The sequence below is a fragment of the Flavobacterium cupriresistens genome, assembly GCF_020911925.1.
Lineage (GTDB): Bacteria > Bacteroidota > Bacteroidia > Flavobacteriales > Flavobacteriaceae > Flavobacterium > Flavobacterium cupriresistens.
On record NZ_CP087134.1, the window covers coordinates 3361255 to 3375447 of the forward strand.

The 14193-nt window shown below is 34.8% G+C and carries 15 protein-coding genes; 2 read left to right on the forward strand and 13 right to left on the reverse strand.

Annotated features, from left to right (window positions below):
- Positions 1-382 precede the first annotated feature (382 nt).
- The 7 genes from LNP23_RS14315 to LNP23_RS14345 form a co-directional block, all read right to left on the reverse strand.
- A complete protein-coding gene (locus LNP23_RS14315; protein WP_230001709.1) occupies positions 383-1123 on the reverse strand; it encodes an acyl-[acyl-carrier-protein] thioesterase in 741 nt (246 codons plus the stop codon).
- 23 nt (positions 1124-1146) lie between these two features.
- Positions 1147-2064: a tRNA (adenosine(37)-N6)-dimethylallyltransferase MiaA gene (miaA, locus tag LNP23_RS14320; protein WP_230001710.1), complete on the reverse strand. Its 918-nt coding sequence runs from the start codon at positions 2062-2064 to the stop codon at positions 1147-1149.
- A gap of 136 nt (positions 2065-2200) precedes the next feature.
- Complete coding sequence (locus tag LNP23_RS14325) at positions 2201-3040, reverse strand: ion transporter (protein ID WP_230001711.1); 840 nt, start codon at positions 3038-3040, stop codon at positions 2201-2203.
- Positions 3041-3070: 30 nt separating this feature from the next.
- A complete protein-coding gene (locus LNP23_RS14330; protein ID WP_230001712.1) occupies positions 3071-4432 on the reverse strand; it encodes an exonuclease domain-containing protein in 1362 nt (453 codons plus the stop codon).
- A 43-nt stretch (positions 4433-4475) separates the two neighbouring features.
- Positions 4476-5183, reverse strand: coding sequence for a YggS family pyridoxal phosphate-dependent enzyme (locus tag LNP23_RS14335; RefSeq protein ID WP_230001713.1), 708 nt, complete (start codon positions 5181-5183; stop codon positions 4476-4478).
- Positions 5184-5214: 31 nt separating this feature from the next.
- Positions 5215-6102 carry a 3-hydroxyacyl-CoA dehydrogenase family protein gene (locus LNP23_RS14340; RefSeq protein WP_047776336.1) on the reverse strand — a complete coding sequence of 296 codons (888 nt, stop codon included), beginning with the start codon at positions 6100-6102 and terminating at the stop codon, positions 5215-5217.
- Positions 6103-6195: 93 nt separating this feature from the next.
- Positions 6196-7161 carry a Gfo/Idh/MocA family protein gene (locus LNP23_RS14345; RefSeq protein WP_047776338.1) on the reverse strand — a complete coding sequence of 322 codons (966 nt, stop codon included), beginning with the start codon at positions 7159-7161 and terminating at the stop codon, positions 6196-6198.
- A gap of 825 nt (positions 7162-7986) precedes the next feature.
- On the opposite strand from LNP23_RS14345, the gene LNP23_RS14350 reads away from it, so the two are divergent.
- Positions 7987-8628: a protein-L-isoaspartate(D-aspartate) O-methyltransferase gene (locus LNP23_RS14350; protein WP_047776342.1), complete on the forward strand. Its 642-nt coding sequence runs from the start codon at positions 7987-7989 to the stop codon at positions 8626-8628.
- Positions 8629-8653: 25 nt separating this feature from the next.
- Here the strand turns inward: LNP23_RS14350 and LNP23_RS14355 are convergent, their stop codons facing one another.
- From LNP23_RS14355 to smpB, 3 genes are all read right to left on the reverse strand, one after another.
- Entirely contained in the window at positions 8654-9661 is a 1008-nt protein-coding gene (locus tag LNP23_RS14355; RefSeq protein WP_230001714.1) for a helix-turn-helix domain-containing protein, read from the reverse strand.
- A gap of 100 nt (positions 9662-9761) precedes the next feature.
- A complete protein-coding gene (locus LNP23_RS14360) occupies positions 9762-10400 on the reverse strand; it encodes a DUF4136 domain-containing protein (RefSeq protein ID WP_047776345.1) in 639 nt (212 codons plus the stop codon).
- Positions 10401-10478: 78 nt separating this feature from the next.
- The gene (gene smpB / locus LNP23_RS14365) at positions 10479-10934 is read right to left on the reverse strand and encodes an SsrA-binding protein SmpB (RefSeq protein ID WP_047776350.1); all 456 of its coding nucleotides are present in this window, start codon (positions 10932-10934) and stop codon (positions 10479-10481) included.
- A gap of 762 nt (positions 10935-11696) precedes the next feature.
- On the opposite strand from smpB, the gene LNP23_RS14370 reads away from it, so the two are divergent.
- Positions 11697-11927, forward strand: coding sequence for a VF530 family protein (locus LNP23_RS14370; RefSeq protein WP_230001715.1), 231 nt, complete (start codon positions 11697-11699; stop codon positions 11925-11927).
- On the opposite strand, the gene LNP23_RS14375 is transcribed toward LNP23_RS14370, so the two are convergent.
- From LNP23_RS14375 to LNP23_RS14385, 3 genes are all read right to left on the reverse strand, one after another.
- On the reverse strand, positions 11924-12481 hold the full coding sequence (locus LNP23_RS14375; protein WP_047776352.1) for a DUF3575 domain-containing protein: 558 nt from the start codon (positions 12479-12481) through the stop codon (positions 11924-11926). The two genes, LNP23_RS14370 and LNP23_RS14375, sit on opposite strands and share 4 nt — an antisense overlap.
- 135 nt (positions 12482-12616) lie before the next feature.
- Positions 12617-13165, reverse strand: coding sequence for a GNAT family N-acetyltransferase (locus LNP23_RS14380; RefSeq protein WP_047776354.1), 549 nt, complete (start codon positions 13163-13165; stop codon positions 12617-12619).
- Between the two features lie 10 nt (positions 13166-13175).
- Positions 13176-14027: an aldose 1-epimerase family protein gene (locus LNP23_RS14385; RefSeq protein ID WP_230001716.1), complete on the reverse strand. Its 852-nt coding sequence runs from the start codon at positions 14025-14027 to the stop codon at positions 13176-13178.
- Positions 14028-14193 lie beyond the last annotated feature (166 nt).

The following is a 14193-nucleotide window of genomic DNA, read 5'->3' on the forward strand; positions in this document are numbered from 1 at the left end:
AAATCAGAGCTTTTTTTATGATGTATCGGTAAAACCTGTGGAGGGATCCGGGGCTTGTCTTACAAGTTAGAGAAAGAACTTTTGATCTGTTCGGTGCTGGCGAGGGTGTTCCGCGCACAGACTTAAGTCAATTAAATCAGCAAATGCTGCTACTGTTCCCGTTTTGTGTTTTTTCGACGAAAGAGAGGCCTTTGTTTGCAAGCTCGTATTTATGGAGTTTCTTGCGGAGATTTCTCCTTCGTCGAAAGGACAAATGGGGCGTGTTATTTTAAATTAAGTGGGTTTTCGTAAGCCTACTTTCTTGAAATCTGCGGCAAAAAAAACGTACACAGATTAAATAGATTAAAAGAATTTGATTTCAGATTCGTGATTTAGTTGTATTTTATTTCCAGTTAACTTGTAAGGCAAAACAGATTTTATCTTTTTTGATAATGCTAAAGGTAGAATCGATTTCTGTTTCGCTTTCATGAATAACAACAGCATCATTTAGCGATAACTCTTTCATGAAATTCATTTCAAAACTGGCGATTTCCTGCTTTAAAATTTTGTTTGGATCAACGTGGTCTAAACACCATTCCAGGTATTTTACATTGTTGGCGTGATTTACAATATCTAAATCAGATAAGTAAACGGTTTTTTCAAATACAGATTCTTTTTCCGGATTGACATTTATTTTAGAGAAACCTTCTACAGTTGCTCTGTTTTCAGGGAATAATTCAAAATGCTGGTAGGGTAGCGCTAAGGCTTCGGGACGACGGGCTTTGGTGTTGAATACCGCCCAGAATGTTTCACTTCCAACAATCTTTTTACCATTAACATACATTTCCAGTGCACGAACAGAACGTGAATTCTCAAGACTGTTTATCCATGTTTTTACCGTTACGATATCCTGCCATTTCGGTAAAGCGGTTACTTCAACACGCATTCGGCTTAATACCCAGGCTTGATCAAATTCCTGCATATCAGCAAAACTAATGCCTCCAACTTCTGAGTGTGCCGCAGCGGTTAGTTGCAGAAGGTTGCACAAATCAGTATATTTTAAATAACCGTTTGGGGTACATTGTGTAAAATTAATTTCCCATTCTTTGCTTAAAACGGAAGTGAAATTTGGAGATATAGGCATTTTTTAATTTTAAATTTATGACTTTAGATTTTAGATTGAATGTACTTGATGATTTCGCTTTTTGGAGTAGCAAAATCAAACCATTTCGTACTTTCATTTCGTTTGAACCAGGTCAATTGACGTTTGGCAAAACGACGCGTGTTTTTCTTGATTTCTTCAATCGCAAAGGCAAGCGTGAATTCTTTGTCAAAATAACTAAATAATTCTCTGTAACCGACCGTTTGAAGTGCATTTAACGCTTTATTAGGATAAAGTCTTTCGGCTTCTGTAAGTAAACCTTCCTGTATCATTATATTAACACGTTGATTGATACGATCGTAAATAACAGCTCTGTCGGCTTCTAAACCAATTAAAATTGGTGTGAAGTTTCGGTTGCCTTTTTTCTGATTCAGGAAAGAAGAATAGGGTTTTCCGGTTCCCAGACAAACCTCTGTAAAACGCATCATTCGCTGTGGGTTTTGTAGTGTTTGCGGGTTTTCGAGGTTTATTTTTTGATAATAATCAGGGTCTAACTTTTTTAGCTGTTCTTGCAGGTAGTTAATTCCGAGCTTTTCATAATTTGAATTTACTTCGGATCTGATTTCGGGATCAATTTCCGGAAATTCATCAAAACCTTTTAAAACGGCATCGACATATAATCCTGAACCACCAATTAGAATGGCGAAATCATTTTCCTGAAACAATTGTTCCAGTTTAATCAGTGCTTCTTTTTCGTAATCGCCAACCGTGTAGTTTTCAAAAATAGATTTATTTTGAATGAAATGGTGTGTTGCAGCTTGTAGTTCTTCTTCGTTCGGTACCGCAGTACCAATAGTCATTTCTTTAAAAAACTGACGACTGTCGCAAGAAAGGATCTCACATTTGAAATGTTGCGCCAAAGCAATGCTTAAGGCAGTTTTTCCTATAGCAGTTGGTCCGACGATGGTAATTAAATATTTCATATTTTTTGGTCCGGTGGAGAATCAAAATCCGGAGTTATAATTTATTTAGTATAAAAGAACAGCAGTTGAGATCTTCTTTTTCTTCGGCAAAGATACTAATAGAGTCGTTAACTGTTGTGTTGGAAAGTGGTATTGATTAAGTCTTTTGTAATTCGGTTCCGCATTCATGACAATATTTTGCACTGTCAAAGTGTACTTGTGCATTGCATTTTTTACAGGTGTTTTTTGTACTGACTGCGTTGCTTCTCAGGCTGCTTTTTGCAAATTCAGCAGTAACAATTCCTGTGGGAACAGCAATAATTCCGTAACCCATGATCATAACCAGAGACGCTAAAAACTGCCCTAAGGGTGTTGCCGGTGATATGTCGCCATATCCAACCGTAGTCAAAGTTACTATTGCCCAATAGATACCTACAGGAATACTTGTAAAGCCGCTTTCACGTCCTTCTACGACATACATTAAAGCACCGATAATTACAGCGCTAATGATGACAAAATAGATAAAAACAAGGATTTTTTCTTTACTCGCCTGCAAAGCTTCTTTTAACTGAAAAGACTGATGTGAAATTTGGGGTATATGCAGAATTTTGAATAATCGGAGAAACCTCAATATTCTTACGATCGTCAGTATATTGGTAGCAGGAAAAAAAATCGACATGTACATGGGTAAAATAGCGAGTAAGTCGATTATGCCATAAAAACTAAAAACATATCGCAATGGTTTTTGAATGGCTATGATGCGTAAAATGTATTCAATGGAAAAGAACACGGTGATAATCCATTCGCAGATAAGCAGTTGTGAGTGGTATTTATTATTGATTCCTTCTACGGTATCCAGCATAACCAAAATAACACTTAGAAGAATCAAACCGAGCAGTACCAAATCAAACATGCGTCCCCAAAAGGTGTTTGTTCCGTAGAGAATGATTTTTGTTTGCTCTCTAAAAACCTCGTATTTTGATTTAGGTGTTGTCATTTCTACGAAGATACGTAAAGTTTGTAAGTATTAGAAATATAGGATTTTTAACGTTTTGCTTCTACGAATGTCGTTTTGAATTATATTTTTCACATCACGGTTATTTTGCATCGGAATAAGAATATTCTTCAGGATTTCGATGTTTGTAATTTGATAATTCAGATCATAATAGGCATATCCCTTGTACACTCCGTTTTCGATCAGGACAGCGCTTCGTTCGTTTACGTTTCGGCCTTTGTCAATCAAGATCATGCTTTTGTTTTCGAAGCTGTTTTCAGATATAAATTGTTGCACTCTGGCATTGTATACTTCGGGAGTTACTTCACCAAGGCAAGCGCCATCGCATTCTTTTATTTTGTATTGAAAGCACTCTTTTTTACTTTGATACAATCCGGTCAGTTTTTGACATAAGTGGTATTTTGTCGTAAATCTGAAAAGAGCATTTTTACCTTCTTGCAAAGAGGCAAAGGAGGTGATTTCTTTTTTGCGGCCGTCCGCTTTTTCAAGTCTGAGATTGATATAACCGTTTGCATCTTTTTCGGCATATAAAGCGTACTGAAAAAGCGTTTTTCGTTGTGAGCGGTTGTATCTTGGTCGGTTTATTTTTATTTCTTCGCTTTCTTTTAAAAGTGCGATTAATTCACTTCCGGTCTCGTCGTAAGTTATGGTAAAAGCTTCCGCTTGTATTTTTTTACTTTTGGTCGTAATTCCGGTAAAATGTTGGTTGATTCGTTTTTTTATATTTTGACTTTTACCAATATAAATCAGGGTACCACTTTCGTTATGAATGTAATACACACCGGTTTTGCTTGGCATTTGTCTTAGAAGATCCAATAATTTTGGCGCAATTCCTTTTTCGACTTCAAGTTTTATGAAATCTTTGACAATTGTTTTCTCTAAATCTTTTTCCAAGAGCATTTTGAACAACTTTACAGTTGCCATGGCGTCTCCGCTCGCGCGATGTCTGTCTGCCATTGGTATTCCAAGTGCCCGAACTAACTTTCCTAGACTATAAGAAGTTTGTTCCGGTATTAGTTTTTTGGAAAGCTCAACGGTACAAAGTGTTCTGGCTTCGAAATCATATCCTAAGCGACGGAATTCTGTTCGCAGTATTCGGTAATCAAAAGAAGCGTTGTGGGCTACAATGATACAGTCAGAAGTGATTTCGATGATTCTTTTGGCGATTTCAAAAAATTTGGGTGCTGAACGCAACATAGCATTGTTAATTCCGGTTAATTTAACCACAAAAGGCTGAATCGGAATTTCAGGATTAACGAGGCTAATGAATTGGTCAATTACCTCATGGCCATCAAATTTATAAATGGCGATTTCGGTAATTCCTTCTTCGTTAAACTGGCCTCCAGTTGTTTCTATGTCTAGTATTGCGTACAAATTTTAGTTTTCAGTGTCAGTATTCAGTTTTCAAATCGGGTTATTAACGCCCTCCAAAAATGCTGCTGCCAATACGGACCATTGTACTGCCGCATTCGATAGCAAGTTGATAATCGCCCGACATTCCCATTGAAATGGTTGAAATGGAGGTAGAGATGCACTGCTGTGCATCTCTACTATGTGTATCTCTACCTCCATGTTGCTGTGCATCTCTATTGCGTAACGAATCAAAAATATATTTTAAATATATAAATTCTTTTCTTATTTGGTTTTGATTTTCTGTAAAAGTTGCCATTCCCATTAATCCAAGAATTCTAATGTGCTGCATCTCTTTGAATTCGGTTGAAGAGAGGAGTGCATTTAATTCGTTTTCATCAAGACCAAATTTGGTTTCTTCTTCGGCAATATGCATTTGTAACAGGCAATCAATGACTCTGTTGTTCTTTGCTGCCTGTTTGTTGATTTCCTGTAATAGTTTTAAGCTGTCAACTCCATGAATCAAACTTACAAACGGCGCCATAAATTTAACTTTATTCGTCTGCACATGTCCGATCATATGCCATTGGATGTCTTTTGGCATTTGTTTCCATTTGTCTGCCATTTCCTGGATTTTATTTTCTCCAAAAATGCGCTGACCGGCTTCGTAAGCTTCCATTAAGTCTGAAACGGGCTTAGTTTTAGAAACAGCAACTAGTGTTACGTTTTCCGGCAATGTAGCTTTTATCGAATTTAAGTTTGATGCTATTGACATTTATTAGTTTAATTTTTTAGAAGATTGAATTTTACAAAAATTGCTTCGAAATTTTCTCTGCTTTTTTACTTTCACTATAATCATAAAAACCTTCACCGGATTTCACACCCAATTTTCCGGCACGTACCATATTTACTAATAGCGGACAAGGAGCGTATTTTGGATTTTTGAAACCTTCGTACATTACATTTAAAATGGCAAGACAAACATCAAGACCAATAAAATCAGCTAGTTGAAGAGGTCCCATTGGGTGTCCCATTCCTAATTTCATTACCGTGTCAATTTCATAAACTCCGGCAACTTTGTTGTATAAGGTTTCGATGGCTTCGTTTAGCATAGGCATTAAAATTCTATTTGCCACAAAACCCGGGTAATCGTTTACTTCAACAGGCGTTTTACCTAATTTCTCAGATAAATCCATGATGGTTTTTGTTACTTCATCGCTGGTATTGTATCCGCGAATGATTTCTACCAATTTCATGATGGGCACCGGATTCATAAAGTGCATTCCGATAACACGTTCCGGATGTGCTACCACAGCTCCGATTTGTGTAATTGAAATAGACGAAGTATTGGTGGCTAAGATGGTGTTGTGTGAACAGGCTTCGTTTAATTGTTTGAAAATATTCAATTTTAATTCAACATTTTCGGTAGCAGCTTCCACTACTAAATCAACGCCGACAACACCGTCTTTGATGTCTGTATAGGTAATAATATTGGTAATCGTTTTAGCAACCTCTTCAGGAGTAATAGTCCCTTTTGCTTGCATTCTATCAAGATTGGCAGCAATAGTTGCCATTCCTTTGTCTAATGATTTTTCTGAAACATCAATTAGTTTTACAACAAAACCACTTTGTGCAAAAGTATGAGCAATTCCGTTGCCCATTGTTCCTGCACCAATTACAGCTATAGTTTTCATTTAATTTCGTATTTAAATTTTAAAAAGTTAAGGTTTAAAGCGGCCTTTTTTCCAACTTTAAACCTTAAATGATTAGGTTAGTTATATTTTGTACTATTTGTCAAAGCATTCAATAATCTGATAGGCTACACGTAATGCATCGGTAGCTTGTTCCAGTGTTACTACGGGCGTGGTATCTGTACTGATCGCATTGGCGAAAGATTCCAGTTCGTCTAAAATGGCGTTGTTTTGCTCGACATCAGGATTGGTGAAATAAATTTGCTTTTTTACACCTTCGGCATTTTGCAGAATCATATCAAAATCTCCCGGAACTTCTGGAGCGTCTTTCATGCGGACTACTTCACATTTTTTCTCCAAGAAATCAACTGAAATGTAGGCATCTCTTTGAAAAAAACGTGTTTTACGCATGTTTTTCATTGAAATTCGGCTTGCTGTTAAGTTGGCAACACAACCGTTTTCAAATTCAATTCGGGCATTTGCAATATCCGGAGTTTCGCTAATTACAGAAACGCCGCTTGCATTGATGTTTTTTACTTTTGAATTTACAACGCTTAAAATAGCATCAATATCGTGAATCATCAAATCCAGAACCACCGGAACATCTGTACCACGCGGATTAAATTCGGCTAAACGATGTGTTTCTATAAACATCGGATTTTCGATCATATTTTTGGTTGCAATAAACGCCGGATTAAAGCGTTCAACGTGACCTACTTGCCCTTTTACATTGTATTCTTTTGCCAAAGCGATAATTTCTTCCGCTTCTTCAACTGTATTGGCAATAGGTTTTTCTATAAAGATATGTTTTCCTGATTTGATAGCGACTTTGGCACATTTGTAATGCGATAATGTTGGGGTTACAATATCGATTACATCAACAGCATGGATTAATTTTGCAATAGTACTGAAGTTAGTGTAGCCAAATTCTTTTGAAATTCGTTCGGCATTCTCTTGATTTTCGTCGTAAAATCCAACTAATTCGTACTTGTCAGATTGTTGTAATAAACGTAAATGTATTTTACCCAGATGACCAGCACCTAAAACTCCCACTTTTAACATGATAATGTATTTTAAACAAAAATATAATTTATTTCGTTAAAAGTAAAAGTTAATGTATTAAAGATTTAGCGATTTATTCATTAAATGTACATTTTAGTTTTTTCTACACTTTTATAAGTTTTAAATGGTTAACAGTAAAGTCTTTAGTGTTCGCTAAAGAAATAGATTACTAAAACGAGTAGGAAGGCAGTTCCTAAAAATTGTAAGTAACGTTTTTCTACTTTAGGATTTCTTTTTTTATTGAGGACGCAGGTGGCTGAATAGGTATCATGCAGATTTTTGCCGACTAAGAAAGAAAGACTTTCAAGAGGAATTAATCGATATAAACTTCGTTTTAAAAGCACCGGGAAAGTAGGGGAGTTTCCTTCGTTGTCAGTTACATAACAATCGGTTAAGAATTTTGCCGGTGTAGTTTTGTAGATGGATTCAAATTCGAAAAATAATAAATAACAGCGCCTGTTAGAAAGGAGAGGTAAAAAAATAAATTGACAAGCCCGAGAGAGATGGTGCTGTATTCTAGCTTTCCTGCAATTTGGTGTCTGGGAATGTAAATACTCAATCCCGAGAATGTATAGGGACGAACAGAAAAGAGCAGTAGGTCCATAATTGCAGAAAGGCTTTCAAAATCAAGAAACACAAAAATAAAGGAACCAATTATACCTAACACAGACAAAAACAGAGAAAGAGCGAGTATAATTTTTTTTATAAAATATTAGTATTCATAAGGATTAGGTCTTTAATCAAAAATAGAGATTAATTGGTTGAAAAGTAGTTGATAATTGATGATTTGTTTTCTTATTTTTGCCAAAAATAAACAGACCCATTTTGAAAGATACTGCCAAACATCAAGGACTTCGTAATCAGTTAGTAAGCACTTTAGAACAGAAAGGAATAACCGATAAAGCAGTTTTGGAAGCGATTAAAAAAATTCCAAGACACCTTTTTCTTAATTCCAGTTTTGAAGATTATGCTTATCAGGACAAAGCATTTCCTATAGGGGCAGGGCAAACTATTTCACAGCCTTATACTGTTGCTTTTCAATCACAGTTATTAGAAGTTAAAAAGGAACATAAAATTCTGGAAATCGGTACAGGATCAGGATATCAAACCGCTGTTTTGTGTATGTTGGGAGCCAAAGTTTTTAGTGTAGAAAGACAAAATGAGTTGTTTAAAACGACTTCAAATTTATTTCCAAAATTGAACATTCGCCCTAAACATTTATCTTTTGGAGATGGTTATAAAGGATTGCCAAATTTTGCTCCGTTTGATAGCATTATTGTAACGGCAGGTGCTCCGTTTATTCCGCAACCACTTATGGCACAGTTAAAAATAGGAGGGAGATTGGTTATTCCGTTGGGAGAAGATGTTCAGATTATGACTTTATTGATTCGTAAAAATGAAACACAATTTGAAAAACATGAGTTTGGAGAATTTAGATTTGTACCTTTATTAGAAGATAAAAATTAAAATTGAAGCCCGTTTAAGCGGGCTTTTATTTTGAAACCAATTCAATAGCGCGAACAAGGTTTTCTTTTTCAATTCGGAGGATATAATTAGTGAAAATTGAAGTGTCTTTTGTCTGTTGACTGTGCTCTAAAACGGATACATATTCAGCAATGCTTTCTTCATTACTATCAGTACCGGCATAAACGTAATGGTGCTGCAATAAGATCCAATTGAGTGTTAAGCTGGCCATTTGCAGGTTTCCGTGTTCAAAAGGACTGATGCTCGTTATTTTTAAATGAGTTTCGGCAGCCAGAACCAGTGGATGCAACGTGTTTTTATGAGTATCAAGCCAATTAAAAAGTAAATTTATTTCACGTGCCGTAATTGCATCGTTTTTATATTTTCCGGAATTTTCGGGTTTGATTCCTTTGAAGAGTAGGCTGTGTATCGCAAGAAATTCCTTTTCGTTTAAAGGAGTTTTTTTCTGAATTAAAGCTTTAATGTAGGATATGGTTTCCTGTAAATTAATGGCTTCAAGTTGTTCCTGCATGCTTTTACCGGCAATTGTCAATCCTTCGTTAATGATAGACTTTGTTTCTTCTAATGTTAGTGAGTTTCCGTTAAAACGAATGCTTTTAAAAATAAAATCCAACTCCAGGGCCCTCGAAATTTGTCGTGTTTCGAAAGGATTAAAGGATTGAATTTGATTTTTCAGGATTTCAATTTCATCTAAAGAGACTTGAAGGGAAGATAAAATAACAGAGTTAATTTCTTTTCTGTTGTTCTGAATTTCCTGCTCGGCAAGTAATAAAGCTTTGAGGGCGAATTCTTCGTTCTCAATTTCGTAAAGTATTTTTTCTTTTAACCATGCCACCATTATGGTTTCGTAATCAATCTCTAGTAGTTGGGATAGTTTAGAAACTTGTTCTTTGGTTGGTCTTCGTGTTCCACTTTCAAATTTGCTTATCAAAGCCTGATCAATGCTTAGAATTTGAGCTACTTCACGTGTTTTTAGTCCTTTTTGTTCTCGGGCATTTTTAAGAAGTGTTTTCATTAGCAAGGTTGGTAAGTGTCTTGACAAATTTAGTCATTCGTTTAAAAGCAAAAAAGGCAATATCAGAAATATTGCCTTTTTAAGTATTGTTTTGTGACTTTTATTTTGGAGGCAGAGAGCCGTCTTTTCTCATTTCTTTTACAGCAGCCTGCATGATTGCGTCTACAGTTTGTCCTAAGTCGGTAACATACTCCGATTTTGTAGTTCCGGTCCAGATCAGTTTGTTGTCTTTTAGGGAGAAAATATTGGTTTCAACCATATAAGAAGTAGTTTCCTGATAGTAACCCGGATCGTAGAAATTTGGAGAGTACATACCGTACCAGTTTCCAAAACCATACCCGTACATGCCGGTGTACATACCGTCAAAACCTCCGTAATACATTCCGGTATAAGTTCCCGGAACATAACTGGTTTCTTTTTCTTTGCTTACTAAACGCATTGTGATAACACCATCAAAATTTTCGTCTTGTAAAATTTTTAGTTGCTGTTCTTTGGTTAAATGTAAGTTGGTACCATTCATGTATTGGTACGAAGTTTTAAAGACGGGATTGCTGGCTGCAATTCTGTTTTCTGTAGTTCTTCTCGAAGCCTCATCTTTTACTAAAGCAACAACCAGAACTTTTTTAAAGTGCTCCTGAGCAACGGTAATTTTAGGGTCTCTCCAACTGCTCACAATTACAGTATTACTGCTGCAACTTGCAAGAAATAAAATAACTAATAATGATAAGTATTTTCTCATATTTTATAATTAAAGTTAGTGTTATCGTAAATCTAAGTATAAAATATTAAAAAACAATTCTTTATGAAGAAGTTATTTTTAGTTGTAAGCTTTTTTAATTCGGTCCAGATCGCGTTTCGTGTCTTGTTCTTTAAGAGACTCTCGCTTGTCGTAGTTTTTCTTTCCTTTACAAAGACCGATTTGTAGTTTGGCAAGTCCTTTTTCGTTAGTGAATAATTTTAAAGGAACAATCGTCAGACCTTTTGCCTGTACATTTTTATGAAGTGTTTTTAACTCTTTTTTATTTAAAAGTAATTTTCTCTCGCTTCTTGATTTATGATTGAATTGATTTCCAAACGTATATTCTTCAATGTAAGTATTAATCGCAAAAAGCTCTATACCACTGAATTCGCAAAAACTTTCGGTAATATTGGCTTTTCCTAAACGAATAGATTTGATCTCAGTGCCCGATAAAACAATTCCGGCAGTGTAAGTGTCGATTATTTCGTAATCAAACCGAGCTCTTTTATTAAGTATATTGACTGATTTTAACATAGGTTGCAAATGTAAATAAAAATGAAATACTTTAATAAAATTAAAGATAATTAATGTGTTTTTTTGATTGGTGATTTTGGTATTTTTTAAAGAGAAATTCTGTTATAAGCTTAAATTCTGAAAAAAAAGGCAGCATTGTCTGGTATTGTGCTGATTGGTTCGACAATAAAAGCTGATCGAGTGCAAGAGTTGGGATTAAGTAAAGGTGTATTTAAACCATATAAGTGATGTAAGTTCATTTTAGGGTTGCTTTGCGTTACTTGCTGAAATAAGGATCAAGTTCAAAAAGTTGTGGGGAAATAAAAACTTAGCTAAGTCCCTGTTTAAATTTTTATAGAAAGAATTTTAAATCCTTTTAAACCGGTGTCTTCTTGATAATGAATCTGTTTTATCCGTGTATGAAATTAGGTGGCAACATCTTTATATTATGCAGAAATGGACGCGGATTATGCGGATTTGTAATGGCAAAAACGCTGATAAAAACGGATTTTTTATATTGAAAAGTATTATGGATCGATTAAGGGGAGTGTTTCTATTTTTTGCATTTTTTTCTAATCCCTAACTTTTGCAGCTGATTCATGAAAGCTTATGTATCGAATCTGGTATTAAAAAAATGGCTTGCAGAATTAGAGACAGATTTTCTGGAAACTAAAATAAAATTAAAAACCGTTACAAAACATATTGTAACGGTTTTTAATTATTTATTTTTGTCGAAATAATCGAATATTGATTATTGAGAAAATTATTCTTTAAAACTACCAAATGCAAAATCAATCTAAAGACCCTTTACACGGAATTACACTTAAAGCAATAGTCGAAAAATTGGTTGACTATTACGGTTTTGATACTTTAGGAGAGTTGATTCCCATTAAAAGTTTTACTTCCAATCCCAGTATAAAATCTAGCCTTACTTTTTTGAGAAAAACAGATTGGGCCCGAAAAAAGGTAGAAGAGTTGTATATTAAATCACTCTCTAAATTTCCTGAGAATTAATTTAGTTTATAAGAAAGCATAACACCTCCACGATACGGAAGCCATTCTCCACTTTTGTTCCAGTTTTTAGCTTTTTCGTATCTGCCAGGTCTTCCGTCATTGTAATAACCGTGATAAAATCCTTGGTGCCAACCAGCTCCGGCAAAAACATCCAGCAAGAATTTGTCGTTTATTTTGATATTGTATCCTACGGTAACCCCCATGCGATAGCCAAATCCTTTTTCGTATTTATTGGTATCCCAATAATTCCATTTTTGAATTTCGTACATATCCGGTCCGATATGGCCACCTACATAGAAACCATTGTATTTTTCTTTAAAATGATAACGAACTTCCGGTGTTAAAGTTACAAATTTCATCGGATGGTGTCCGTTGAAAGATTCCCAAAAAGAAGCCATCACATCGACACTAAAAGTGACTTTTTCGCCTATGCTGGTCTCTATTCCAACATTTGGAACCCCAATAAGTGCTGTTGCACCGTTAAATTTTAGATAAGTCTGACTTTGTAATTGTACAGAAAAGAAAAGAACAAAGAGAATTAAAATGTTTTTCATAAAATAGTTTTTCGCGGTATAAAATAAGCTCCAATTACTTATTTTGAATGCAAATATAACGCAACATTACGCCTGGTGTTGTGTGAAAAATACTTTTAACAAGTTTTATTTTGTATTATAAAACGGGATAAAAATTTAATTATCTAGTAGTGAGTAGATTACTTTATCTAAAAAACGGCCGTCATAAAACTCGGCTTCTTTTAAATGAGCCTCTTTAACAAAACCACATTTGTGCAATACTTTTTCTGAAGCAAAATTTTCAGGATCAATAATCGCTTCAATAGAATGTAGCTTTAAATCATCAAAACCATATCTAATGAGTCTGTTTACTGCTTCGGGAATAATCCCTTTTCCATGATATTCCGGAGCCAGCATATAACCGATTTCAGCACGGTAATTCTCAGGTTGTAATCTGTAGTAACCAATAATGCCAAGCAATTTTGAACTATCTTTTAAGGTAATCCCCCAGTTTATGCCAACATTTGTTACAATTTTGTCTTCCATCATAGCGATATGTTCAAGCGCATCTTCGGTATCTTTTACCAGTGGTCTTGGAATAAACTTCATTGTTTCGGGATTCGAACGTAGTTCAAAAACTTCGTTTGCATCATCATTGTTGATTCTTCTTAAAAGCAAACGTTCCGTTTCTATGACTGGGAACGGTGTAAAATTAAATTCTAACATAGTGTTGTTGTTATAATATTTGAATACTAAATTTCGACTGGAATGTTTGGTGGGCATCTAAGATTAAAATGCCTTCTTTTTCGAATAAGTCTCCGGAGTTTTCTACGGTGTCAGAGTAACCAAACCAAGGTTCAATGCAAATAAACGGAGCTTTTTCTTTTGTCCAGATACCTAAACTGGGGAAATCTTCGAAATTAACTTTGACATAAGGCTTAGAATTTTCAAGAATGGTCAGAGAATTAGATTCGAGGGTTTTAAAAACCAAAGCATCGTTTTCGAATAGTTTGTAACTTAAAGGAACTAAATTAGAAGTAGTTTCCAATGTTTTGGTTGTATTCGAAATCAAATCATTTTCAAGTAAATTGTATTTTAAAACCTCTTCTTTTTCAAATTCAAAAGAATACGTTTCAAAATCATTCGGTAATGCAATGGCCGGATGGGCGCCTATTGAAAAAGGAATTCGGGTAGCTTCGGTATTAATTACTTTATAGGATAGTGTTAGTTCTTTTTGTTTTAGGGTATAAATAAGTTGTAATTCAAAATTAAAAGGAAACTTTTGCAACGTTTCTGCATTTGAACTTAATGAAAAAGTAGCACTGTCTTCTGTGTGATCAACTAACTGAAATTCCATATCACGAGCAAAACCATGTCTCGATAAGTGGTATTCTTTTCCATCAATCGTGTAAGTGTTGTTCTTTAAAGTTCCTACAATAGGAAAAAGAACCGGTGAGTGCTTGCCCCAAAACGAAGGATTAGCTTCCCAGATATATTCTTTATTTTGATGGTCTTGGATAGAGAATAATTCAGCTCCGGCATGTTTGATAGAAGCTTTTAAGTAGGAATTTGAGATTGTTGTAGTCAAAATCTAATAATTGAAATAAGTTAGTTTTAATAGAATGTAAATATATTTTATAAATTTTATTTTTTCGGATTATAGACTTAAAATATTTTTTTGCTAAAATTTTGCTAAAAATGAATCATAGCCTTATTTTTTCTCTTTAAATAGCTTTTTTTTTCATTAATTTGCT

Excerpts from the sequence above, each read along its gene's own strand:
- LNP23_RS14345 (WP_047776338.1), bottom strand. The coding sequence starts at position 7,161 with ATGTTAAAAGTGGGAGTTTTAGGTGCTGGTCATCTGGGTAAAATACAT.
- LNP23_RS14380 (WP_047776354.1), bottom strand. The coding sequence starts at position 13,165 with ATGTTAGAATTTAATTTTACACCGTTCCCAGTCATAGAAACGGAACGT.
- LNP23_RS14325 (WP_230001711.1), bottom strand. The coding sequence starts at position 3,040 with ATGACAACACCTAAATCAAAATACGAGGTTTTTAGAGAGCAAACAAAA.
- LNP23_RS14340 (WP_047776336.1), bottom strand. The coding sequence starts at position 6,102 with ATGAAAACTATAGCTGTAATTGGTGCAGGAACAATGGGCAACGGAATT.
- LNP23_RS14360 (WP_047776345.1), bottom strand. The coding sequence starts at position 10,400 with ATGAGAAAATACTTATCATTATTAGTTATTTTATTTCTTGCAAGTTGC.
- miaA (WP_230001710.1), bottom strand. The coding sequence starts at position 2,064 with ATGAAATATTTAATTACCATCGTCGGACCAACTGCTATAGGAAAAACT.
- LNP23_RS14375 (WP_047776352.1), bottom strand. The coding sequence starts at position 12,481 with ATGAAAAACATTTTAATTCTCTTTGTTCTTTTCTTTTCTGTACAATTA.
- LNP23_RS14355 (WP_230001714.1), bottom strand. The coding sequence starts at position 9,661 with ATGAAAACACTTCTTAAAAATGCCCGAGAACAAAAAGGACTAAAAACA.
- LNP23_RS14370 (WP_230001715.1), top strand. The coding sequence starts at position 11,697 with ATGCAAAATCAATCTAAAGACCCTTTACACGGAATTACACTTAAAGCA.
- LNP23_RS14335 (WP_230001713.1), bottom strand. The coding sequence starts at position 5,183 with ATGTCAATAGCATCAAACTTAAATTCGATAAAAGCTACATTGCCGGAA.
- LNP23_RS14315 (WP_230001709.1), bottom strand. The coding sequence starts at position 1,123 with ATGCCTATATCTCCAAATTTCACTTCCGTTTTAAGCAAAGAATGGGAA.
- smpB (WP_047776350.1), bottom strand. The coding sequence starts at position 10,934 with ATGTTAAAATCAGTCAATATACTTAATAAAAGAGCTCGGTTTGATTAC.